The organism is Phaeodactylibacter sp. (assembly GCF_022763345.1).
Lineage (GTDB): Bacteria > Bacteroidota > Bacteroidia > Chitinophagales > Saprospiraceae > Phaeodactylibacter.
In genome coordinates, this window is the sequence record NZ_JALEGS010000012.1 from 122,000 (window position 1) to 145,930 (window position 23,931).

General features: G+C 50.7%; 18 protein-coding genes and 1 pseudogene. 9 read left to right on the plus strand and 10 right to left on the minus strand.

Annotated features, from left to right (window positions below):
• The first annotated feature begins 184 nt into the window (after window positions 1-184).
• The gene (locus MRY86_RS02835) at window positions 185-3,364 is read left to right on the plus strand and encodes a PAS domain-containing protein (protein WP_293569160.1); all 3,180 of its coding nucleotides are present in this window, start codon (window positions 185-187) and stop codon (window positions 3,362-3,364) included.
• Complete coding sequence (locus tag MRY86_RS02840) at window positions 3,354-3,719, plus strand: response regulator (RefSeq protein WP_293569162.1); 366 nt, start codon at window positions 3,354-3,356, stop codon at window positions 3,717-3,719. The genes MRY86_RS02835 and MRY86_RS02840 overlap by 11 nt, the downstream gene beginning before the upstream one ends.
• Before the next feature lie 98 nt (window positions 3,720-3,817).
• Here MRY86_RS02840 and MRY86_RS02845 read toward each other — a convergent pair whose 3' ends face one another.
• The 3 genes and pseudogenes from MRY86_RS02845 to MRY86_RS02855 form a co-directional block, all read right to left on the minus strand.
• Window positions 3,818-4,435, minus strand: coding sequence for an NAD(P)-binding domain-containing protein (locus tag MRY86_RS02845; RefSeq protein WP_293569164.1), 618 nt, complete (start codon window positions 4,433-4,435; stop codon window positions 3,818-3,820).
• Between the two features lie 2 nt (window positions 4,436-4,437).
• Window positions 4,438-5,049, minus strand: coding sequence for a hypothetical protein (locus MRY86_RS02850; protein ID WP_293569166.1), 612 nt, complete (start codon window positions 5,047-5,049; stop codon window positions 4,438-4,440).
• Window positions 5,050-5,105: 56 nt separating this feature from the next.
• Window positions 5,106-5,827 (minus strand): annotated as a pseudogene (locus MRY86_RS02855) (type 1 glutamine amidotransferase domain-containing protein).
• Window positions 5,828-6,098: 271 nt separating this feature from the next.
• Between MRY86_RS02855 and MRY86_RS02860 the strand changes: the two are divergent.
• Window positions 6,099-6,443: a helix-turn-helix domain-containing protein gene (locus MRY86_RS02860; protein ID WP_293569170.1), complete on the plus strand. Its 345-nt coding sequence runs from the start codon at window positions 6,099-6,101 to the stop codon at window positions 6,441-6,443.
• The gene (locus MRY86_RS02865) at window positions 6,433-6,576 is read left to right on the plus strand and encodes a hypothetical protein (RefSeq protein WP_293569172.1); all 144 of its coding nucleotides are present in this window, start codon (window positions 6,433-6,435) and stop codon (window positions 6,574-6,576) included. Before MRY86_RS02860 ends, MRY86_RS02865 begins: the two co-directional genes overlap by 11 nt.
• A gap of 50 nt (window positions 6,577-6,626) precedes the next feature.
• Here the strand turns inward: MRY86_RS02865 and mfd are convergent, their stop codons facing one another.
• Window positions 6,627-10,022 (minus strand): transcription-repair coupling factor, encoded by a 3,396-nt coding sequence (gene mfd, locus MRY86_RS02870; protein ID WP_293569174.1) that lies wholly within the window; start codon window positions 10,020-10,022, stop codon window positions 6,627-6,629.
• Window positions 10,023-10,319: 297 nt separating this feature from the next.
• Between mfd and MRY86_RS02875 the strand changes: the two genes are divergently transcribed.
• Window positions 10,320-11,249: an OmpA family protein gene (locus MRY86_RS02875; RefSeq protein WP_293569176.1), complete on the plus strand. Its 930-nt coding sequence runs from the start codon at window positions 10,320-10,322 to the stop codon at window positions 11,247-11,249.
• A gap of 90 nt (window positions 11,250-11,339) precedes the next feature.
• Here MRY86_RS02875 and cysS read toward each other — a convergent pair whose 3' ends face one another.
• The 4 genes from cysS to MRY86_RS02895 all read right to left on the minus strand — a co-directional run bounded on the left by cysS (window position 11,340) and on the right by MRY86_RS02895 (window position 18,412).
• Entirely contained in the window at window positions 11,340-12,851 is a 1,512-nt protein-coding gene (cysS, locus tag MRY86_RS02880; protein ID WP_293569178.1) for a cysteine--tRNA ligase, read from the minus strand.
• Between the two features lie 129 nt (window positions 12,852-12,980).
• Window positions 12,981-15,416 (minus strand): TonB-dependent receptor, encoded by a 2,436-nt coding sequence (locus MRY86_RS02885; RefSeq protein WP_293569180.1) that lies wholly within the window; start codon window positions 15,414-15,416, stop codon window positions 12,981-12,983.
• 211 nt (window positions 15,417-15,627) lie between these two features.
• On the minus strand, window positions 15,628-16,959 hold the full coding sequence (locus MRY86_RS02890) for a trehalase family glycosidase (RefSeq protein WP_293569182.1): 1,332 nt from the start codon (window positions 16,957-16,959) through the stop codon (window positions 15,628-15,630).
• Window positions 16,960-16,984: 25 nt separating this feature from the next.
• Entirely contained in the window at window positions 16,985-18,412 is a 1,428-nt protein-coding gene (locus MRY86_RS02895; protein ID WP_293569184.1) for a hypothetical protein, read from the minus strand.
• Between the two features lie 116 nt (window positions 18,413-18,528).
• On the opposite strand from MRY86_RS02895, the gene MRY86_RS02900 reads away from it, so the two are divergent.
• Both MRY86_RS02900 and trmB read left to right on the plus strand, forming a co-directional pair.
• Window positions 18,529-19,341 (plus strand): alpha/beta hydrolase, encoded by an 813-nt coding sequence (locus MRY86_RS02900; protein WP_293569186.1) that lies wholly within the window; start codon window positions 18,529-18,531, stop codon window positions 19,339-19,341.
• A 48-nt stretch (window positions 19,342-19,389) separates the two neighbouring features.
• A complete protein-coding gene (gene trmB / locus MRY86_RS02905) occupies window positions 19,390-20,088 on the plus strand; it encodes a tRNA (guanosine(46)-N7)-methyltransferase TrmB (protein ID WP_293569188.1) in 699 nt (232 codons plus the stop codon).
• Here trmB and MRY86_RS02910 read toward each other — a convergent pair whose 3' ends face one another.
• Window positions 20,089-20,592 carry a TlpA disulfide reductase family protein gene (locus MRY86_RS02910; protein WP_293569190.1) on the minus strand — a complete coding sequence of 168 codons (504 nt, stop codon included), beginning with the start codon at window positions 20,590-20,592 and terminating at the stop codon, window positions 20,089-20,091.
• A 405-nt stretch (window positions 20,593-20,997) separates the two neighbouring features.
• Here MRY86_RS02910 and MRY86_RS02915 point away from each other — a divergent pair, with 405 nt between their 5' ends.
• Together MRY86_RS02915 and MRY86_RS02920 are read left to right on the plus strand one after the other, a co-directional pair.
• A complete protein-coding gene (locus MRY86_RS02915; RefSeq protein WP_293569192.1) occupies window positions 20,998-22,698 on the plus strand; it encodes a DUF6029 family protein in 1,701 nt (566 codons plus the stop codon).
• Window positions 22,699-22,709: 11 nt separating this feature from the next.
• A complete protein-coding gene (locus MRY86_RS02920; protein ID WP_293569194.1) occupies window positions 22,710-23,558 on the plus strand; it encodes an Omp28 family outer membrane lipoprotein in 849 nt (282 codons plus the stop codon).
• 50 nt (window positions 23,559-23,608) lie between these two features.
• On the opposite strand, the gene MRY86_RS02925 is transcribed toward MRY86_RS02920, so the two are convergent.
• Window positions 23,609-23,809 carry a hypothetical protein gene (locus MRY86_RS02925; RefSeq protein ID WP_293569196.1) on the minus strand — a complete coding sequence of 67 codons (201 nt, stop codon included), beginning with the start codon at window positions 23,807-23,809 and terminating at the stop codon, window positions 23,609-23,611.
• Window positions 23,810-23,931: the final 122 nt, after the last annotated feature.

The window sequence follows — 23,931 nt, forward strand, 5'->3', positions numbered from 1 at the left end:
ATTCACTTTTCAATGAATCCATTGCTGCCTATTTATCACAAAAACACTCCTCTTCTCTTTAGCCACTGTCTTTTGCACTGGCGTGTAGGAAGAAAGAGGGTATTTCTTTGAAAGCTGGGGAGGTGCTATTTTTCGCACGGCCTTCACAGCAAGAAGTACTACATAATCATAATGATTAACTCAGATGAAAACACGTGATATTAATGGCAACCTCGATGCCCTGCAAAGAAAGTTGAAAGCGTCTGAGGATCGCCTGGTTGTGGTAGAATCAAAGTTAGGCCAACTAGAGGAGTTGTACCAAAAACTGTTCAATCACCTTGCCGATGAAGTACACCTCTGGAGAGTCGTTAGAAAAAAGGATGGCAGCATAAAAACATGGGTGCTGGCAGATGTAAACCCCGCAGCACTTGACAGCTGGGGAAAGCAAAAAGAGAAGGTCATAGGCAAAACCGCCGAAGAAATCTTTGGCAAAGGGACAACGGAGCAATTCATGCCTATTGTCCAGCAAATTTTCAATACCGGCCAACCGCACAAGTGGGTGGAATACTTTGCACCTACCAATCAGTACCTCAGTATGTCCAGCATCCCAATGGGCGACTACTTTATTTCAACAGGAAAAGATATTACGGAAGAAAAACTGGCTAAAAAGGCACTGGAGGAGAGTGAGGACTTTTTAAAGCGGACTGGTGAAATTGCCAAGGTAGGCGGCTGGCAATTAAAAGGCGATTTTAGCAAAGTTCATCAGACTAAAACCACTCGCGAGCTCCATGAACTGCCGGAAGGCGTTGAGCTTGAAACAAAAGAAGCCCTCAACTTTTACCACCCTGATGATCGTGAGTGGGTTGCTCAAATCGTAAATGAGTCTATCGAAACCGGTAAGCCCTTCAATTTTGAGGCACGCTTTATAACCGCTAAGGGCAAACAAATCTGGGTACATGCCATGGGTGAATCTGAAATGGCAGATGGTAAATGCGTAAAGCTGACCGGTGTTTTTCAGGATATCACAAAGCGGAAGAAGACAACCAGCAGAGTAAATTTGCTGACCAAAGCCATTGATCACTCTCTGAATGGATTTGATATAGTTGATCACGAGGGCAAGTTCATCTACGTTAATAAAGCCCATTCCAGAATGTTTGGATACAGTGACCCTTCAGAGATCATTGGAACTTCTCCGGCAAAGCTTTGCGCTGACCCGACCTTCCCGGAACGACTCGTAAAAAACCTCAAGGAAAAAGGGAAATATATCTGTGAGCTGAAAGCCAGACGTAAAGATGGAAGTGAGTTTGATCTGTTGATGTATTCCCGCCTGGATTATGACGAAAATGGTAATGAGATTTACCCCACATCTTCCATAGACATTACTGAAAGACGCAAGACAGAAGAGGAAAAAAAGAAGGTGCAAAATCAACTACTGCACATTACGAACTCCATACCGGGAGCAATTTACCAGTTTGTATTTCACAAGGACGGGACTTTTTCCATGCCCTTCGTGAGCGATAAGGCAAGCGAAATACTTGGTTTTGCTTCTGAACAGATGAAAGACCCTGCATTTCTCTTTTCCCGCATTCACCCGGAAGACTTTGATGGCACTATGCACTCTATCCTTGAGGCGAATCAGGACAAGGCTAAATGGGCAAAAACCTTCAGAGCCTTTAATAAGCACGGTCAAGTAGTGTGGATAGCAGGCCATGCGCTGGGCTCAGCTGACGAAGAGGGGAATATTGTGCACAATGGGGTTTTGTTCGATATCACGGAGCAGAAGGAAGCCGAAGTGGCTCTAAAAGCGAGCCAGCGCCAATTTCAAAACATAGCGGACAATCTTGCTGGAGTAATATTTAAGTACAAATTAAATACTGATGGTACCGATGAGCTGCTCTACATGAGCAAGGGCGCCCATCAGTTATACGAAGTAGCACCGGATAAAGCTATAGCAAATATTCAGTTGATTTGGGATAAAATCCATAAAGAGGATTTAAAACAAATCAGACCTTCTATTCAGAAATCCGCAAAGGAACTTACGCCTTGGAAGTTTGAGCACCGGCTCCAATTTCCTGACGGAAGAATAAAATGGGTTGATGTGAGAGGCGTGCCTGTTAAAAACACCGATGGAAGTGTCGTTTGGAATTCTATAGGTTTGGATATTACCAAACAAAAGGAAGCCGAAAAGGAACTGGAGCGGATCAATAAAAACCTGGAGAAGCTGGTGGAAGAGCGTGCCCGAAAAGCCATTGAGCTTTCCAAAGAACTGGAACACTACTGGTTAGCGGCAAAACATGCTAAATCCGGAGTATGGCGATATGATGTACTGACAAATGCCCTGGAATGGGATAGTATTATGTATGAACTTTTTGGCATCGACAAAGAAGCGTTCTCCGGTGCCTATGAAGCCTGGGAAACAAGCTTACACCCAGAAGATAAAGAAAGAAATGTCAGAGCCTTACAAGATACCATTGCAGAACAAAAAGATCTTGACATTCTATTTCGAATTATCCACCGGGAGTCAGGCGAAATCCGCCATATTCGTGGAAAGGGTAAAGCCGAAACGGATGACAAGGGAAATACCATTGCCGTTTTTGGCACCAACTGGGATGTAACCAAAGAGATGCAGCTTGCCGTTGAGCGGCAACAAGCGCTGGAAAAACTGAAAGAAGCACAATCCCAGCTGATTCAATCCGAAAAAATGGCTTCCCTGGGTATCCTGACTGCCGGCGTAGCGCATGAATTGAATAACCCTTTAAACTACATCGTAGGAGGCTATACGGCTATTCATAATCACCTCCACGAAGATGAGGTGATTGATAAAGCAGAAATCGAAGAATACCTCGGCTGGATTAAAGCCGGCTCGGACAGAGCCACTAAAATTGTAAAAAGCCTAAACCTTTTCAGCAGAAGCAACGAAGATAACACAGAGGTTTGCGATCTCCATCTCATCATAGATGACTGCCTTGTGATGCTACAGAACAAATACAAGGACAGAATTACGATTACAAAAGAATATACAGACCGTCCGGCTAGAGTACTGGGCAATAATGGAAAGCTTCACCAGGCTATTCTTAACCTCCTCGCCAATGCCATAGATGCTATTCCAGAAAAAGGCGAAATAACCATCGAAACAAAATTCTTGAAAAACGAGCTTGCCATAATTATTGGCGACAACGGGTGCGGAATACGACGGGAAAACCTCAACAAAGTAATGGACCCATTCTACACAACGAAACCCCCTGGTGTTGGAACAGGACTAGGGTTATCCATTACTCATTCCATTATTCAGGAACACGATGGAAGCCTCACCATTACCTCAGAAGTGGATAAGGGAACCCAAGTAGCTATCAGCCTACCTAAAGAAAAAAACCATGCAAAATAGAAATAAAGTCTTGTGTGTAGATGACGAGCCCATCAACCTTTTAATTCTCAAGAAAATCCTTGGAAGAAAATACGAAGTCATTACCGCAAAGCATGGGGAAGATGGACTATTAGAACTTGAAAAAGACCCGGCAATCAAATGGGTCATTACCGATATGAATATGCCCGGAATGACGGGCTTGGACTTTATCCGGGAGGCACAAAAGCAGTTCTCGAACAAAAAGTATTTTATGCTATCCGGTTATGCCATTACCGAGGAAATTCAGGAAGCTTTAGATACCGGGCTGATTTACGAATACTTCCAAAAACCAGCAGATTACAAGAAGATCGACCAGGCACTGGAAGAGTATAGCTAGGAAGGATAGCACCGTTTATGCTTAATGGTGTACACTGATTCCCTGATAGCGCTGTAAACTATAGGCCAAACCTGCTTCTGTGGTCTGGACAATTTTCCTTATCGCTTTAATAACTTAAAGCCAATTTCTCTTCCGTGCCCCTGCATCATGGCCAGGTTGATCCAAAAGAAAGCGAACTGTTCCATTAAGTCAAATTTGTCGTTTCCACCGATGTCATAGCAAGCTGCAAAACCAGCATCTCCCGCCAGGGAAATCGCTGCTTCCTTTCCTTCTTTACTATCACCCGCCACAAAGGCATCTAATGCCGTCCCTCCGTACCTCGGATCTTTTATGTTGTTGTAGCCAGTGGTATTGAAGCACTTTACCACATCCGTAGCAGCCGTATTAGCCAAGAGGGCCGCTGAGGTATTGGAAAACCCTTTTGGGCCCCGACCCATGACGATATTCATAGTATCAATGATGATCTTGCCTTGGGTGTTCCCCAAAGACCGGGCAACCTCTACAGCTGCAGTTGCCGGAGTAGCGATCAGGATAACCGCTGATTTAGCGACAGCTTCTGCTATCGGCATGGCAGTTATATTGCTATGCTTCAGCAGTGCTTTGCCCTTGAAGTTTTGCAGGTCCCGAACACCAAGGCTAATAGTATGCCCTTTTGCTGCCCATTTGGTGGCAAGCGCTCCCCCTACATTTCCGGTACCTATAATTGCTATATTCATACTTAAAACTGTTTTCTTAAAAATACTCCCGGGTTAGTGTCTGTGGTCTTATATACTTTTCCCAACCCCAATAGGTTGACCGCCAGCCCAAATTGATACCCACTTTGGTCCAGTCCTGCGCGGATTCTTTGCACACTCGCTATATGCCCGGCCCGGCTAAAGTTTGAGAATAGTTCCAGACTGGAATACAGCTTCCAGTTATCATTGAATGCCGGTGTATATCTCAGGATAGAAAACCAGGAGCAGGAAAAATCCTGTTGTAACCCTACAGATGCCAGCGCATAAACCATGAATGACTTTCCGGCTTTAAAATAATGAATTCCTGCGTCAGCTCCTGCACCTGAGGTAGCAATACGGCCTACTACGGTTCCTCCCAAGCCTGATGGGGTAGTGTAATTTAAGTAAGCCCCGGTGAAAAGATCGGTATGGTTTTCGTAATCGACTGTGGCTCTCGACCGGCTAAACAAAGACCACTTTCTCTCGGCATCAAAGGTTTTAAGCCATTGGGCATCAGCAAAAATGCGCGATGTTCCGGGCATTAATTCCAGGCTTTGACCAGCCATTTTTGAGAAAGCAAGTAAACTTAAGAAACACAAAAGAAGTAACCGTTTCATATTCAGCAGCACAATTATAGGGTGAGAAGCCGGAGCTTCTCACCCACTATTAGCGGTTACTTTTTATTCAGTAAGTCCACAACCATGCGCGCGGCTGCAGCACCTGAATTCTGTTGCTGCCCGGTTATCAAATGACCATCTGTAATCGCATAGGAAGCGAAGGGTTCAGCTACTTTAATGTAGTACCTTCCAGCTTTCTTGCCTGGTCTTCTATCCGATAGGGCTGGATTTTCTGACCTACAGCCTGATCTGCGTAGTCTTCTTCCGCGTTAGCGAAGCCTGTCCAGGTTTTGTCCTTAACGAGTAGCTCACCATCTGAGGTCTTTGCCTCAAGCAGTAAAGTCGTGGAATGGCAGACCGCTGCACTGGGCTTTTCCGACTCGTAAAAAGAAACGAAGAGTTTTTCCAGTTCGGGATTGCCACGAAACGTGTACATAGGGCCTTGACCACCTACTAAAAAGATGGCATCATAACCCTCCGCACTCACCTCGCTTAGCTTTCGGGTTTGCTTCAGCATTTCGTTGAACCATTCCTGCTGCATATAGCCTAACGAGATCACATCATGCGCAGCGTAACCACTAGCATCCGTAGGGTCTGAATACCCATCCATTTTTACTTCGCCGCCTTCGGTAGAAACCAATTCCACCTCATAACCTGCTTCCTGAAATACATGAAGCGGGTGCGTTAATTCCGCTGCCCAGAAACCAATCGGCCACCCGGTTTGCTCCGATATCGCCGGACTACTGGCAACCATTAGGATTTTGCCTTTGTAAGGCATCCCATGTGCGTGTACATACCGCTTGTCTTCTTTGACCTTTGGCTTCGTCTGTTGCTGCACCTCCGTTTTGGCCGTTTCAGCAACCGTACTGGTTTGAGATTTGGATTCGCACCCCAGAAACGTAAAGACTGCGGCTAAAAAAATTCCTGTCGTAAATTTCATGTTGTTATCTTTTTTCCACAAATGTGGATACAAACCGTATATTTGGCAATATACTCACCTAATTGAGCGATACACACTTTTTAGAAAGTATAATAAAAATCAACGACTTATGCCTGAATTTCTTTACAAGGGTAAGCTCTACTACAACCCCGTGGAGTTTGCCATGGACAAAATCGGTGGCACTTGGAAGATGCCCATCCTATGGAGATTGAAAGACCGGGTGATGCGCTACAGCGAATTGAAGAGGGACATACCCCACATCACAGATAAGATGCTGACCACTCAGCTCAGGGAACTTGAAAGTGAAGGCTTCATCCACCGGGAGGTCTACCCGGTGGTCCCTCCAAAAGTGGAGTACTCCATGACGGACAAGGGCAGGACCTGCATTCCGATCATAGAGACGATAAGAAACTACGGCTTGTTTTTAATTGAGGAAGCAGGGATTGAGCATTGAAATGGGCTTCCAAACTTTCGGTTACGCTGTCAATCTGGATGTGCAGGTGCGCGAGCGGGTGCTTTGGTGGCAGGAAGGAAGCGCCCTAGACAGCAACCGCGATACCCTTTTTCCGGATGCAGATGGTGCCTAACAGCGCAGAACTATTTTGTGGGCACTTCGCTTAGTTTTGTGTTTTAAAATTCACTCCCCCGCCGGCACCGCCACCTGCTCCACTTTCTCATCCACCTTACGCAGCACCCGCAGGGCGTCCTGTAGGCTGCGGACACCATCCTTGATCAGCATAAAGTGCCGGTTGGTCTTCTTGAAACTGAGCCCGCGTTTAGCACCTTCCTTCTGAACAAACATAAGCGTAGCCTGGAACTGCGCACTTTCGTAAAAGAGCGATTGCGGGTTTTCCACAAAGTAGCAGCGCAACTTATTATTTTTGAGAATGAGGCGCTCGAAGCCTAAACGGCGGCAGACCCACCGCAGGCGCAGCCCGTCAAAGAGCTCGTACACAGGTTCGGGCAGGGCGCCGAAGCGGTCTTTCATGGCTTCCTCAAATTTTTGCAGTTCCTCCTCCGTCTCCAGCCCGTCTAGCTGCGTGTAGAGGTTGAGGCGCTCCTGTATGCTGCTGATGTACTCATCAGGGATGAGCATTTCCACATCGGTATCGATCTGCACCTCGCGCACGTACTGCCGGTTCTTGTCAAGCTCTTCCTTAAACAGTTCCTTGAACTCATTTTCCTTCAGTTCCTGAATGGCCTCCTCAAGGATTTTCTGGTAGGTTTCATACCCGATATCCGCAATGAAGCCACTCTGCTCCCCGCCCAGTAAATTACCTGCGCCCCGGATATCGAGGTCGCGCATGGCGATATTGAAGCCGCTGCCCAGCTCGGAGTGTTCCTCCAGCGTTTTGAGGCGCTTTCGGGCATCACTTGTGATGGTGGACATAGGCGGGCTGAAGAGATAACAGAAGGCCTTCTGATTGGAACGCCCCACACGGCCCCGCAACTGGTGCAGGTCGCTCATGCCAAATTGCTGAGCGTTGTTGATGATCATGGTGTTCGCATTCGGGATGTCTAGTCCGGTCTCGATAATATTGGTGCAAACCAGCACGTCGTAGCGCCCGTCGATGAAGTGGAGCAATGTTTTTTCAAGCTCCTTGGGGTCCATCTGCCCGTGGGCGCTGGCGATTTCCACATCCGGGCACATGCGGCGTACCATGGCGGTAATATCCGGCAGCGATTTCACCCGGTTGTGCACAAAGAAGACCTGACCACCCCGGTTGACCTCATAGTAGATCGCCTCCTTGACCACCTCTTCGCTAAATACCCGCACCTCCGTATGAATAGGCTGCCGGTTGGGCGGCGGGGTACGGATGATAGACAGGTCACGGGCGGCCATCAGGGAAAACTGCAGGGTACGGGGTATGGGCGTTGCCGTCAGTGTGAGGGTATCAACATTGACTTTGATATTGCGGAGTTTTTCCTTGGCCGCTACGCCAAACTTCTGCTCTTCGTCAATAATGAGCAGGCCGAGGTCCTTGAAGCCAATCTTTTTATTCAGAATGGCATGGGTGCCGATAACGATGTCGATCTCTCCGTCTTTCAGCCGCTGGAAAATGGCATTCTTCTCTTTGGTTGTCCGAAAGCGATTCACATAGTCCACCGTCACCCCAAATTCTTCCAGCCGTTCTTTGAACGTACGGTAGTGCTGTAGGGCAAGGATCGTTGTGGGAACGAGCACCGCCACCTGCTTGCCGCCGACCACTGCCTTGAAAGCACCGCGGATGGCCACTTCGGTCTTCCCAAAGCCCACGTCCCCGCAAATGAGGCGGTCCATGGGGTAGCTTTTCATCATGTCCTCCTTCATGTCGTTGGTCGCCTTGAGCTGATCGGGCGTATCTTCATAGATGAAGGAGGCTTCCAGCTCATTTTGCAGGTAACCATCGCTCGGGAAAGCGATCCCATCGGAGGCTTTGCGCTTGGCGTAGAGCTTGATCAGCTCACCGGCCATATCCTTGACTTTCTTCTTGGTGCGGCGCTTGAGGTTCTTCCAGGCATCCGAGCCCAGCTTGTCTACCTTAGGGGCAGTGCCTTCTTTGCCTACATATTTGGAGATTTTGTGCAGGGAGTTAATGCTGACGTAGAGAATGTCGTTGTTCTTGTAAATCAAACGGACCGACTCCTGCACATGCCCGTTGATGTCGATCTTTTGCAGACCGGAGTATTTGCCCACCCCATGGTCGATGTGGGTGACGTAATCGCCCGGCTGCAACTCCCGCAGCATCCGCAGGTTGATCGCCTGATCGCGGGTGAAGCCCCGGCGCAGGCGGTAGCGGTGGAAACGCTGGAATATCTGATGGTCGGTATAGCAGGCGACCTTCAAATCCATATCGATAAAGCCTTCGTTGATGGACCTGGGGATGGGGTGGAGGTCCACCTTGGCTTCCAGATCTTCGAAGATGGAGTAGAAGCGTTCAATCTGCTTAGGGTTCTCGGCGAAGAGGTAGTTCTGGAGCCCGGTACTGGTGTTCTCATCCAGGTTTTCGATGAGCAGCTTGAAGTTTTTATTAAAGCTCGGCTGCGGGCGGGTGGAAAAGACCACCTGCTCGTCAAATTCGATAGGCTGTGCGGAGGCCGCCATGCCCAGGATGTGGTAGTCCTTCACATCCTCCACAATCTCGAACGGCCGGATGAAGGCACGGTCGCGGAAGATCTCCTTAAGCTCCTCCTCTTCCAACAGCGCGATGCCCTTGGCAAACTCTTCTGCCTTGTCGAAGCACTGCGTCAGCCGGTCCACCAGCAGCTGAAAGTCCTTTACCCAAACGGCGGTATTGGGCTGCAGAATCCGCAGCATACTCACCTTCTGCTCCTGGGAAAAGCGGGTGTTGATGTTGGGGATGATGGTCACTGCGCCGATATTCTGTACCGATAGCTGTGTGGTCGGATTGAAGGTCCGGATACTCTCCACTTCCTCATCAAACAGCTCAATGCGGTAGGGATATTCATTGCCAAAGGAGAAGATATCCACGATGCCGCCCCGGATGGAAAACTGCCCGGGCTCGTACACGAAGTCCTCCCGTGCAAAACCGTACTCCACCAGCACCTCGATGAGGAATTCCACATCCAGTTCTTCCTCTTTTTTAATATCAATCCGGCGCTGATTGAGCACTTCCGGAGCCACCACTTGTTCGAAGAGGGCTTCCGGGTAAGTCACTACGATTTCACCACCTGCCGGCGAATTGACAATTTTATTGATGGTCTCGGTGCGCTGCAGGACGTTGGTGTTGTTGAGTTCCTCAAAGTACATGGGCCGCTTGAAGGAATCAGGAAAAAAGCGGACAGCCTTGCCCTGCAGGAGGTTATCAAGGCTGTTTTGCAAATAAGCAGCCTCCTCCTTGTCATTTGCGATCAGCAGATGGTTACGCGGGTCGTTTTGGTAGACCGCTGTAAGGAGGAAGGCGGTCTGTGCCCCCACCAGCCCGTTAAGCTGAAGCCGGCAGGGCTTTTCACCACTCAGGGCTTTGTTGATACGCAGTGTACGGTTGTCGTTTCGGTACAATTCCTGAAGGCGGTCGAGGTTGTTCTCCACGGTTGCTATAACGGTTGAAAGCCGAATGCGCTCTAAAGGGCATTCAGCAGCTAGTATTCAATTTCCAAAAAAGAAACAGAGGCTAACCTGGATAGTTTAGGTTACCATTTCCCGAAAGGGCGTCTATAAATGACGCAAAGTGGTTTGGGCAGACCTCTTAGGTCATTATATGCTGTACTTGAAGAGGTTTGGGCATGCCCCGAACGATAGCATCAGTAGCTCCAAACCTCTTCAACGTCAGTATAAATTGTTACAAACCGGATTAATCCCTTAATTTAGAGCAAAAATTTTCCGTCTATGAATCACAAACCCAAAATCTATTGGCCCTTACTGTTCACGCTTGCTGTCCTGGCAGTCTCCTGCGTAAGCAAAAAAGAGCACATGGCCCTCCAATCCGAACTGGAGATTGCAAATAAGGATGTGGCCCGTTTGGGCGAAAGCCTTAACGACTACATGAAGCGCCTTTCCGACTGCGACCGGGAGAAGGCGAACCTCAAAGCCCGCCTGCAGGCCGCTGAGAGTAATATGGTGCTTCGGGAAGAACAGGTTAATGACCTAAAGGACCTGGTAGCGGATCTGCGTCAGCAACGCGATGCTCAGCTGAATCAGGTGGACGATCTGACTACGCTTTCTCAGTCAGCCAGTGACAACATCAAGGAAACCTTGTCGCAGCTGCAAACCAAAGATAAGTACATTCAGATGCTGCAAGCGGCCAAAACGCGTGCCGACTCCATCAACCTGGCTCTGGCGGTCAACCTTAAAGGCGTACTCAGCGAAGGCATTGAGGACGAGGATGTGGAAGTGAAAGTGGACAAGACCGTGGTCTTTGTGAACCTTTCCGATAAAATGCTCTACAAAAGCGGCAGTGCCCAAATCACCGACCGGGCGAATGAAGTGCTGGGCAAAATTGCTAAGATCATCAAGTCCCGCCCTAACCTGGAGGTGATGGTGGAAGGCTACACCGACAGCCAGCCGATCAACACGGCTTGTATCAAGGACAACTGGGACCTGAGCGTGCTTCGTTCCACCTCTGTGGTGCGTGCGCTGCAGACCAATCATGGCATCGACCCCAACCGCTTAATCGCTGCTGGCCGGGGTGAGTTCAATGCACTGGCGACCAATGATACGGCAGAAGGCCGGTCAATGAACCGCCGGACCCGCATTATCATCCTGCCAAAGCTGGATCAGTTCTACGACCTGCTGAACCCGAATCAGGTGCCGGAGTAAGGCATACCCTGACCCTGATCAAACTAAACGGCCCTGCAGTTGCTTATCAAGCTGCAGGGCCGCTGTTGTAAAAGTTAGGCTGGAAAAGTGCTACGCTTTCGTCCAGCTCGTCCCTTCTTTGCTATCCTTGAGCACGATGCCGACTTCCTGCAGCACATCGCGGATTTTATCAGAAGTGCCCCAGTCCTTATTGGCGCGCGCCTCGGCACGGATATCGATGATCAGGTCCATGAGGCCATCCATCGGGCTGTCTCCGTTACTCTCGCCAGCTAAGCCTTCATCTTCGAGGGCAAATATTTCATCCACAAACCCGCGGAAGGTCTCCTGCAGGCGGGTGAGGGTCAGCTCGGTCAGGTCCGTCAGTTGCAGGTGGCCAGCGTTGAGGCTGTTGACCTTGGTCACGATTTCAAATAAGACCGCCAGGGCCTTGGGCGTATTGAAGTCGTCGTTCATCTCTGCATGCACCTGATCGATAAGTTTGTTGAGCTCCTCGTCGAGGGGACCAGGCTTACCGTTGCCGGGATGCTTCATGCCCTGCAGCAGCTTATTCCCTTCCATCAGGCGCTTGTAGCCTTTTTCGGCGGCTTGCAGTGCCTCATCCGTTAGGTCAAGGGTACTGCGGTAGTGCGACTGCAGCATAAAGAATTTCACCACCATCGGGCTGTACCCTTTGCTGATGTGTGGGCTGTTGCCAGTGAAGAGTTGCATGGGCGTGATGGTATTGCCATCACTCTTGGACATCTTGCGGCCGTTCATCAGCAGCATATTAGCGTGCATCCAGTAGCGGGCGCCGCTGCAGTTGCAAGAGCCCATATTCTGAGCGATCTCATTCTCGTGGTGAGGGAATTTGAGGTCATTACCGCCACCGTGGATATCGAAGGTCTCGCCCAGGTACTTCGTGCTCATCGCTGAGCATTCTAGGTGCCAGCCTGGGAAGCCCACCGACCATGGGGAACTCCAGCGCATCAGGTGTGAAGGTGCTGCTTTCATCCAGATCGCAAAGTCAGCTGGGTGGCGCTTCTCGCTTTGATTTTTGAGGTTGTCGCGGCTCTCGGCCATCAGGTCTTCAATCTTGCGGCCGGACAATTTGCCGTAGGCTTTGGTTTCTTCGATAAACTTCAAGGTATCAAAGTAGATGGACCCATTGGATTCGTACCCGTAGCCGTTATCGATGATGTCCTGCACCATCTTGATCTGCTCCGGGATATGCCCGGTGGCCCGTGGTTCAATGCTCGGCGGCAGGGTGTTGAAGATGCGCATCATCTCGTGGAAGCCGTTGGTGTACTTCTGAGCAATTTCCATGGGCTCCAGTTCTTCCAGGCGCGCTTTCTTGGAGATTTTATCTTCGGTACCGATTTCATCGCTATCGCCTTCGAGGTGGCCTACATCGGTGATGTTACGGACATAGCGCACCTTGTAACCCAGGTACATGAGGTAACGGTAGATGACATCGAAGCTGGTGAACGTACGGCAGTTCCCCAAATGGACATCGCTGTAGACGGTGGGCCCGCATACATACATGCCGATACGCCCTTCATTCAGGGGCGTGAACACTTCCTTGTCGCGGGAGAGGCTGTTGTAAATCTTGAGTGTATTTTCCATTCAGGGTATTTTTTGACGGCGCAAAAATAAGAAGCTTAACCGCAGGAATCAAGCAAACAGGAAGGGAGTTGCGGACCTATCTGCAACTCCCTTCAAATATTTTGGTCTTACCAGCGTGATTTCCGGCGATTAATTCCCGCCCAGGCGGCCGGCTTCATCCTCCAGTCCGGTCTTGCGCTTGCGCGATTTGATGTTTTGGTTGCCAAACCGGTAGTTCACGCTCATGCTGATGCGGCGGCTATCCCAACGTCCGCTGCCCTGTGATATCAGCCCGGCGAAGTTGGACTCTCCGTCCCAGCCGGTTTCATAGAACAGGTCCTGCCCGCTTACCCGCACGTTGAGCTTGTCATCCAGGAATTTGCGCTGCAGCCCCAGGTTGAGACTCCAGTTGCTTTCGTATTCAAAAACACCGCCCCAAACGCCGGGGCCGCTGTAGTAGCCCGAGACTTCCCCCTGAAAGCCCCAGGGCAGGGTGATGGTATGCTGCTGGAAGATGTTATAGGTGAAGGCTTGCAGGTCTACGACAGCTCCATTGCCATAGTCCGCCTGATTATCGAGATGGGACGCGCTAACGTTGAAATAGGCATTCCACTTCTCCGTGATTTGCACCGGTGCGCTGATGTTGGCACTGATGATGGTCTGACTCGCCAGGTTGTCCCAGGTAATAAAGCCTGCCCGCGGGTCATTCTCATCCGGTGCCATCAGACGGGTGATTTGGTCGGTGGTTTTGCTGTAAGCCACTTTGAAGTTGTAGCGGTAAGCCAGGGTGTAGCCCAGCTCCAGATTGTTGACGATCTCCGGTCGGAGGAAGGGGTTGCCTTTCTCGTAGGATAGCTGGCTGATCTGATTATTGAACGGGTTCAGCACGTTGTAGTCGGGCCGGTTGATGCGGCGGCCGTAGTTGAGGGACAGGCTGTTTTTTTGCGAAAGCTGATAGGTGACGCCTGCGCTCGGGAACCAGTTGAGGTAATTGAGCTCCACGGGTGGCTCCTGTAGCTCGGCTTTGAAGGCTTGCAGGTCGCCCGTGGCATCGGTCTGCTCAGCGCGTACACCCGCCGAGACGTTCCACTTTTCCCCCAACTGCCGGGCAAAGTTCATATACCCTGCATAGACATTCTCATCGTACTCAAAGCGGTTGGAGGAATTGTCGTTGCGCACCGGCACGCCATCATTCACATCAAAGAACAGGAAGGTATTGTCGGACACCACCTTGCTTAGCTTGGTACCCATGCTGAACTTACCGCCCAGAAGGGGTTGCTCGTAGTCTACCTTGAAAGTGTAGATGTCAATATCGGTCGGCGTATCGAAGCTGTTGATGATCTCCGTGAGCAGGGTCTCCTCATTCGCGTCAAAGTAAAGATTTGGCTGCAGGCGCTCGCTCTCATTGCGGAAGCGGCCGTAGTCTGCATCAATATTCAGGGTGCGCTCGTTGCCGCCATCGTAGCGGTAGTTGAGGTTGAAGGTATTCTGAGTACGGGTATCCTCAGAGGCATTGCGGGCTACGAGTATGCTATCCGGCAGGTTATTGCTGGAAGCCAGGTTGAAGATTTCAATGCGGTTGAAGGCATTATTCTGGCCGTTGAAACCCCGCCCATCCGTCAAAAAGCCGATGGTGTGCTTATCGGACAGGAAGAAGTCAGCTCCAAGGCGGTAGTTAAAAAACTCGCGTTCGTTGCGATGGTTGTTGACTTCATCCAGCCGCAGCCCGTTTTGGAAGCTCACAAAGTTCATTTTGTTGAAGCCCTCGCCTTCACCGTATCCGCCGCCACCGAAGATGTTCATCTTGCCGTTGCGAAAATTGCCGCTGGCGTTCAGATTGGAGTTGTTGTAGCGGCCCTGGCTGAAAGTGCCGTTCAGGGAGCCATTGGCACCGATGCTGTCATCCTTTTTCATGCGGATGTCGATGATACCAGCATTGCCCTCTGCCTCGTACTTTGCGCCCGGATTGGTAATGATATCAATACGGTCGATTTGATCCGCCGGAAGGTTTTGCAGGAAGTTGCTAAGGTCTTGCCCACCGAGCGGCAGGCGTTTGCCATCTACATACACGAGCACGCCCGAGCGGCCGAGCACGTTGATGTTGTCGTTATTGTCTACGGTCACGCCAGGCGCTTTGCGCAATAGCGAAAGCCCGTCTGAACCCGTGCTGTTGATAGTCCCTTGTACGTTAAAAACCGTGCGGTCGGGCTTGATTTCCACCATAGCGCGCTGTGCCGTTACGGTAGCGCCGGCCAGTTCAATGGAAGTACTGCCGAATTGAAGGGCACCCAGGTCCTTTTGCTCCTCAGCGGCAAGGGTGACCTCCGGCAGCCAAAGATCGGCAGCGCCTACATAAGAGGCTTTGAAGAGGTAAGTGCCAGCTGGCATATTCTGAAAACGAAATACCCCGGATTCATCGCTGACTTCCACTTTGAGGATGGTGGTGTCAGCCGGGTTATGCAGGACCACATTTGCAAAGGAGACCGGTTCCCCGGATTCATCCTGCAGTTGGCCTTTGATGCTGCCCTCCTGGGCAAAAATTGCAATGGAAAAAAGTAACAGTGTGAGTGATAATAAAGCTTTCATGGTGTCGCAGTTGTATGGTGCTGCTTGCACAGCCGGGTGTCCAAAACTATGTGAGTATAAACCGAAAAGTCAAACCTGTTCAAATCGTCTTCCGTTGTAATGGAGACAAATATCTGACAATAGCTGCACAGAGGCACGCTTTTTTCGATAAACAGCCTCCTGAGCAGATGAATTAGCAATAAAGTGTACGAAGTAAGGATTGGGATGGATTTCAACCGGACATTTCACCCTGCAAAAAGTCGAGGCACAGGGCAGCCGACCATGAAAACTGATCGGTGCCACAGCCGATTTCCCCTTCCGCAGACCGACGGGGGTCGAAGTATTCATAAAATCCGTGCTTGGAGAGCAACTCCAGGCTATGCTTCCGGATGCGCTCCGCCATATCGGTCATATCGTACCGCATCAAGCCGTGGTAGAGCAGCCAGTTGAGGTTGATCCATACCGGGCCTCGCCAGTATTTTTTGTAGTTGATGTCTTCGGCCTGCAGGCTGTTGGTGGGGCAGAGCAGAATCTCGGAGTCCTTCCCGCCAAAAGCGGGGCTTTCCAGGGTACGCAACATGGCCTCGGCCTGCTCCTGTGTAGGCAACTCGCCGCATAGCGGGATGAGGCCTGAGGACGTATGGACGGGGATGATTTCACCGGCGCGCAGGTCAAAGGCGTTGTAAATGCCCCGGTCTTCGTCCCAAAGTTTTTCGTTCATTGACCAGACGGTAAGCTCGTGCCACTGCATGGGTTCCGTAATATCCTCCCCAATGAGACTGCCAATCTGAATGAGGGCTTCGTTGGACCAGGAAAGGATACCGTTGAACAGGGGGTCCTGTATGAGGAACGGGCATTCTTCGTAGATTTTCTGGTCATCGTAGTCGTGCTGCCGGAAGAGATCAACGAGGTAGACATAGCGGTCGTAATCCTCCTGAGTAGGGCGATGCTCGGCAGCTTTGGGATTTTGAAGGTCTTTGCGCTCATAGGCAGGCAGTTGATCCCGGTCAATCTGCATACGAGATAAGGCGCGGTCCCAGATCGGGCTGTTGTCGGTGCCCCCTTCCCAGGGATGGCGGATGTAGACCAGGCCTTCCTCCTCCGGGTCGCGGTAGTCGTAGAGGTAGCGGTGGAGGGCGACCACCTTGGGGTACATTTCCTTAAGGAACGCTTTAGCCTGTGCCTTATCGGCAGCCACTTCGTACATTCTCCAAAGCACAAACCCGTGTACCGGAGGCATAGTGATACCCGAAGTTTGAATTTGCTCCGGCGCCTGAGCCGACCGGCTGGCCTGCCAAAAGCCGGGCCCAGGGAAGTACCGTGCCTCAGGGTCATCACCAAAAACGATCTGCGGGACGAGCCCATTCTTCCACTGGGCACTAAAAAGGTGGCGCATTTCAGCCATTGCCCGCCCGAAATTATGGTAAGCGTTGCCAATGGCAATGAAACCGGCATCCCAGTTCCATTGGTGCGGGTAGAGGCTGGGGGCAGGTTTGGTAAATTGGCCGTTCCAGTTTTGGTCCAGTACAGCCTGTGCCATCTGTTGAAGCTGGGCTTGATTCATGGGTCTGATTTGGTTATACGCCCGGTCAGTTATACTCCAGGCGGGCGATTTTGAGCCGGTTGCGACGCTCACTCGGGATCAGGAGGGTATTGGCATCGACTTGCATGGCGTCGCGGAACCGGAGCCGCAATTTAAGGTTTTCTGTGCTCATGAGGCTGTTACGGTCGAAACGGCCGTTGCCGCGCAGCACGTATTCGCTTACGGTATTTTCGTACTTTATTTCGTCGTTGAATAAAAACCGCAGGCTGCTGGCGGTCTTGAAAACGAAGAAGGAGGAGTAAATCCCATCATCATCCTGTGAGTATTGCTTTTTGTGCATAACCGTTGACCAGTGCAAATCTCCATCCGGATGAATGGACAACACAAAAATCTCATCGTAGTAATAGTCTACTGAAAACCGCCCCGTCCCATCGTAAAAGTTCCGGGTCATGTTAGCTCCATTCCGTTCAAAGGTCCGGCTAAGCTCTCCAATCAGGAGCACGCCCCCGTCTTTACGCAGTACAACATCACGCAGCAGGCCCTCCGGAACCCCTTTGGTTTTATCTGCTTCTTTGCCCAGGAGGCTCACGATAAACTCCTCCGAAAAGGGATGGCTGGCCTTCACGAAATCTTCGGGCCGGTCAGGGTTGATGTTCAGGTAGAAAAACCCGTCGGAGCGCCCCAGGTTTTTTTCGGAATAAAGCCCTGCTCCTACAATTCTTTTGTTGAGCGGATCAATGGAGAAAATCACATCGAAGGTCAGCTTCTCCGGCATGGTCAGGTCAAACCGGGTCAGGCGGTCGGTCCTGCCGTCGTAGTGATAAAACTCAAAATGGTGATCTTCCCTTTTGGTGCGGTAATTGTCACGCTCGGCCACGATCGTCATATCCCCGTCATTGTCGACCAGGACCTCCAGGAAGTTTTGATAGAAGTTAAAGTCCTGAGGCGTAACCACCGTTTGCCAGAGCAGCTCCAACCGGTTGTTATCAAAGCAAACGGCACGCATCATATCCTGTTTTTCGGTAAAAAAGAAGAGGGTCTTGCTCTTGTCCTCAGAATAAACCGGTATAAATTTTGGGGTATAAAACAGGTAGCCCAGGTCCACGATTGTAACCGAATCCAAAAGGTTGGCGCCGGGGCCGTAACGGTGAGCCTTCAGCTTGGTATGCGTCCGGTCTTTAAACTGATAGAACAAGGTGAAGTGCGCATCTTCAGGCAAAATATCAATTACTTTGGGCAGGCGGCGGTCTAACTCCAGCTCTTTGGTCCAGGACTCCTTCATGGCTTTGTTGAGCCCAACCACCTCAAAGGTGGTGCTACGGTCACGGAAAAGCAGGGTATGGCTGCCCATTTCTCCCAAAAGATGATAGGCAATATCATTGCGCAGCACAATAGGCTCCGACAGCGTGACCGTTTGTGCATAAAGGGCCATTCCAGTAGTCAGGAAGAGCAGCAGGCTGATTATTTTTTTCATAGCTTTAATCTTGTTTGGTCTCTGGTTGGCAGGGGTATGGTGAGCCCTACCCATGAAAATACTGAAATTTAGCAATATGTTTCGTAAAACGGGATTCTTCCCAAAATACAGCAAGCATGGCGGAGTGGATTAAAGCGGGAGCAGTGATTTTTGCCGCGGGCCTTGCGCTTTATCTGATAGTGGTGCTCGTGGTGTGGGCCGGGCAGGAACGGTTCATCTATCAGACGCGCTCCCTGCCTTCCGGCTATCGCTTTACTTTCGAGGCCAGCTATGAGGAAGTGAGCATACCCACTGCTGATGGAGAGGCCATCAATGGGCTCTTTTTTCGGGCCAGGGGAGACTCTCGGGGCGCGGTACTCTATTTCCACGGCAACCGGGGCAACCTCAGCCGTTGGGGGCATATGCACCGCCCCTTTACGGACCGGGGCTATGATGTGCTGCTGATCGACTACCGGGGCTATGGCAAAAGTACCGGAAAGCCATCGGAAACCGGGCTTTATCAGGATGGAGAAGCGGCACTGCAATGGCTACAGCAGCACCACAGGCTCGAGCAAGTGATTTTTTACGGACGGTCCCTGGGCAGTGGCGTAGCGGCTTATCTGGCTTCCCGGTATACACCGAAATCGCTCATTTTGGAAACGCCCTACGATGTGCTGCCGAATGTCATTCAGCATCAGGTGATGTTGCCACTGCCCAGAGGCATCTTCCGCCACCACTTTCCAACCTTCCGTTACCTCTCTGAAGCAAGGTGCCCAATCCATATTCTGGCAGGAACCCATGACCGGCTCATTCCACTTCGGCTGCCCCTCAAACTAAAGCCGCTGCTCCGTTCTCCTTCAGACCTGGCCCTCATACAGGGCGCCGGGCACCACAACTTATCGGCATTCCAAGCCTATCATTTTGAATTGGACCGTTTGCTATTGCCTTAACGGATTTCGTATCTTTGCCGCAATAAGCGATAACACACCATCTCAAGCATGAGCAAAAGAAATAAGCTCCAGAAATTTACGGAGCTGCTGACCTTCCCGAATGTATACGAAAACTTCAACCCGAAGGAGCCGCAACTGCATGGCCTGAACGGGGCACCGGTCAGCCTGAAGGGAGCGTGGTGTGCCAAGCATTTCCAAAACGACAACCCCATTGTAGTAGAGCTGGCCTGCGGTCGCGGGGAGTACACCCTGGGCATGGGCCGCATCAGCCCCAACCGCAATTTTATCGGTGTAGATATCAAAGGAGCCAGAATTTGGAAAGGAGCGGGCATCGCTTTGGAGGAAGAATTGGAGAATGTCGCTTTCCTGCGTACCCGGATTGAGCAGCTGCACTTGTTTTTTGAACCTGGCGAAATCAGCGAAATCTGGATCACCTTCCCTGACCCTTTCCTGCAAAAGAGCAAAGCCAACCGCCGACTAACCGCACCTCGCTTTCTGGATGTTTATAAAAAACTGTTGCGCAAAGACGGGCTGATTCACCTCAAAACAGATGAGCCAAATTTGTATGAGTTCACGCTCGAGACCCTGCAGGAATACGAGGGCGCACAGGTCCTCTACCACAGCGACGACATCTACAGCCTCGAAGAACTTCCTATGCCGGAGCTGGAAATCAAAACCTACTATGAGCGGATGCACCTGGCGGCTCAAAAGACCATCAAGTACATCCGCTTCCGGTTGGAGCAGTAATTACTTGCCCGTCAGTTCTTTTAGTTTGTCTTCCAGCTCGTACTCATCGCCTGGCACATAGCCGTTGTGGTTGTAGACGATATTGCCCTCTTTGTCGAGCACAAAGGTCTGCGGGATCGTCTGGAAGTTCAGCGCATTGCGCAGTTGCTGATTGGGGTCCGAAAGGATGGTGTAGGTCCAGCCTTTGGCTTCCACCATCGGCTTCACCTTAGCCAGGGCACGCTGTGTGTCGATAGTGATAGCGACAAGCTCGGCATCATATTCTTCCTGCCAAAAGCCGTAGAGATCAGCAATGGCATCGAGTTCCTTTTTGCAGGGGGAGCACCAGGTGGCCCAAAAGCTCAGGATGGTAATTTTGCCGTCTTCAGCATACTGCCTGATATCCAGGGTTTGCCCGTCGAGGGTCTTCACTTCGACGGAAGGGATGCTTTTGCCTTCCTGTGCAAAGGTAGCCAGGCTGAAAGCAAATAAAGCGGCGATGGTCAGTAACAAGGCTTTTTTCATGGAGTTGATATTTTTCAAAATGGTGGACAAAGATAAAACTTCCGGGGGGAGTGGCATAGGGCTTCTCGAAAAAGAAAATGCACAACTGGTTTTGTGCCAATGTCTTACAAAACCAACCAAAGGGCGGGTTTTGCAAGATGTTGGGGCAAAAGCTTTCTGAAAGTTGTGCACTTTCTTTTTGTCCCACTACACAGCCTGCCGGAGGCTTCATATTTGTTCGTCGAATGACTAATTTTGCATAAAATTTCATTATTCCGGCAATTCGCAGGATTTTTGCTGCCAATTTTAGGAAACGGTTGGTCTCATCCGGACGTAAAACTACCAAATGGCCACCATCTGGTATACCCAAAGGCCGGCCTTAACGCAACTTTAGGAATACACACCCCTCAGTACACAACGAAACGAATGGACCTATTGCAGATTTTTCGAAAAACACTCACCGCTGGCGCACTGATCGTCTTCGGGGCTGTGACTGGCTTTAGCCAAAATAATAATGGAGGCACCTTATCGGGCAACCTTGAAGCTAACGGCAACTTCTTCATCCGCGACAGCCTTATTGGAGCGGCCAACACCCCACAGTACGACCGGCAGCTGTATGGAGCAGATGCCTGGCTCAACCTTTCGTACAACAACTGGGGCTTCGACTTTGGGCTTCGCTTCGACCTCTTCAACAATTCCAACCTGCTTAACCCTACCGGGTCCTTCACCGGAGAGGGTATTGGCCGGTGGTACGTGCACAAGAAAGTGGACAAATTTGATATCTCGGTGGGCTACCTCTACGACCAGATCGGCAGTGGGATCATCTTCCGGGCATTTGAGCAGCGCCCTCTGCTGATTGACAACGCCCTCTATGGTGCCCGCCTGGCTTATGACCTTGGTGAAAACTGGCAGATCAAAGGCTTCACCGGAAGGCAGAAGCAGCAATTCGATATATACGAGCCGGTGATTAAAGGCGGTGCCATCGATGGCTATCTGAGCTTTGGGGAAGAAGGGAAATTCTGGGCAATCGCACCTGGCCTTGGCGTGGTCAACCGGACGCTTGATGACGCCTCCATGAACTCTATTGTCGCTACAGTCAACACTTATACCAAGGAGGATGCTTTTGTGCCGGTGTACAATACTTATGCCTTCTCGGCTTACAACACCCTTTCGGCCGGGCCGTGGACCTGGTATGTGGAGGCCGCCTACAAGACGGAGGATAACCTGAGCGATCCCTTTGGAGAGTTTGTGCTTTCGGATTCAAGCGTGGTGGTGGGCGACAAGCTTTACAAAGCCCCGGGTACCGTATTCTACAGCAGTCTGAGCTACGCCAAAAGCGGGCTGGGCATTTCTGTGGAGGGCAAGCGCACGGAGAATTTCGACTTCCGGGTACGCCCGCAGGAACAGCTCAACCGGGGCTTGGTGAATTTCCTTCCGCCAATGGCCCGGGTCAATACTTACCGGATGACGGCGCGTTACAATGCAGCCACGCAGTTCCTGGGCGAAATGGCGGTGCAGGCGGATATACGCTACAATTATAAGCGCAAGTTTGGGGTCAACGTCAACGCCTCCAACATAACCGACCTGGACAACAACCTTTTGTATCGGGAGCTGTATACTGAACTCACTTACAAGTACAAGCGCACCTGGCAATTCCTGGCCGGCCTGCAAATACAGCGGTACAATCAGGAAGTCTTTGAGTTCAAGCCGGATGCGCCGATCGTGGAAACGGTCACGCCTTACTTCGATATTCTTTACAAGTTTTCCCGCCGCAAGTCCATCCGTTTTGAGGGGCAGTACATGATTGCCGGTAAGGACGACAAAGGAGAGGGCCATGACTACGGTAGCTGGCTCTTCGGGCTGGTGGAGTTTAGTATTGCCCCCAGCTGGACCTTCACGGTTTCTGATATGTACAACATTGACCCAGGCAAAGCTTCGCCAATTGACGACAGTGGGGAGAAAGCAGCTTTGCATTATCCACGTTTTGATGTATTTTATACGCACGGGTCCAACCGTTTCTCCCTGAGCTACATCAAGCAGGTGGAAGGTGTGGTCTGTACCGGTGGGATTTGCCGCCTTGAACCCGCTTTCAGCGGCGTGCGTTTTACGGTTAACTCTAGTTTTTAAAAATTGAAGACATGAAAAGATTAAGCATCCTACTCGCAATCGTCGTTCTTTCATTTGGCTGTGAAGAAATTCCTCCGGTCATCACTCCGGTCATGCAGGTCGAGAGCATTTGTGATGAACCTGCACCCATTACCGATCAGCAGCGGCAGGTGTTGGTTGAGGAATTTACTGGCGTTCGCTGCGTGAACTGCCCGGCAGGTAGTGCCGCGCTGGAAGAGCTCATAGGGCAGCACGGCGACCAATTGGTTGCGGTCTCCATTCATGCCGGTTCTTTTGCGCCGCCTTACCCGGAGAGTTTCGATACTTTGCGTACGGTCAAAGGGGAAGAAATTTTGAGTTTTGTAGGGGAGCCCCTCGGGTATCCCACCGCAGTGGTCAACCGCAAGAAATTTCCCGGTGGCTTCAATTTACAGTTGCCCCGTAATGGCTGGCCGGGCGCTATCGAACAGGAACTGCAGGAAGACCCGCGCGTCCTGATTGATATCAAAAATAACTACGACGAAGCCACTCGCGAACTGGAAACCTGCGTTACCCTGCAGATGATGGACGACCTTAGCGTCGAAGAGTCGGTTTTCCTGACCGTAATGCTCATAGAGAATAATGTGGTCGACCTTCAGCTTACTCCGGAGAGCTCAGAGCCTGACCCCAATTACGTGCACAAGCATGTTTTCAGGGACGTGCTCACCAGTGCGGCGGGCAATCTTATTCAGGAGGAGGTCACTACCGGCAGTTTTGTGCAGCAGTCTTTTGCCATTACCCTTAAAGAAAAATACAAAGCGGACGATTGCTCGATTATCGCTTTTGTTCATTTGGGTGGTGATACGAAGGTGGTCTTGCAGGCGGAAAAGGAGGGGTGGTAGGTTTTTTTTGCACTTCCTTGAAAATAGCTTCTTCTAGCCCGAAAGAGTGATCAATTTACAGTATCATTATTTATATAGGATGCAATGATATGTTTGACTTCATCTAATGACAAGTCTACTATCTTTGCAATTAACTCTACAGCAACTCCGTTTTCGAACCCTCTAATAACAGACAGCTGCTTTTCTTGATCGATGCCTTGCTCAAGGCTCTGCTCACGCACTTCCTTTAGGATAGCTTCTTCGATTCCCATAGCTTTCTCTGATACTCACTTCTCAGCTTCGTAGGTTTGTATGATCTGCTCAACCTGCTCGACGGACAGCTCTGCGATTTGGGCAATATCGGTTAGTGGCAACCCCTTCTCATAGGTGCGGA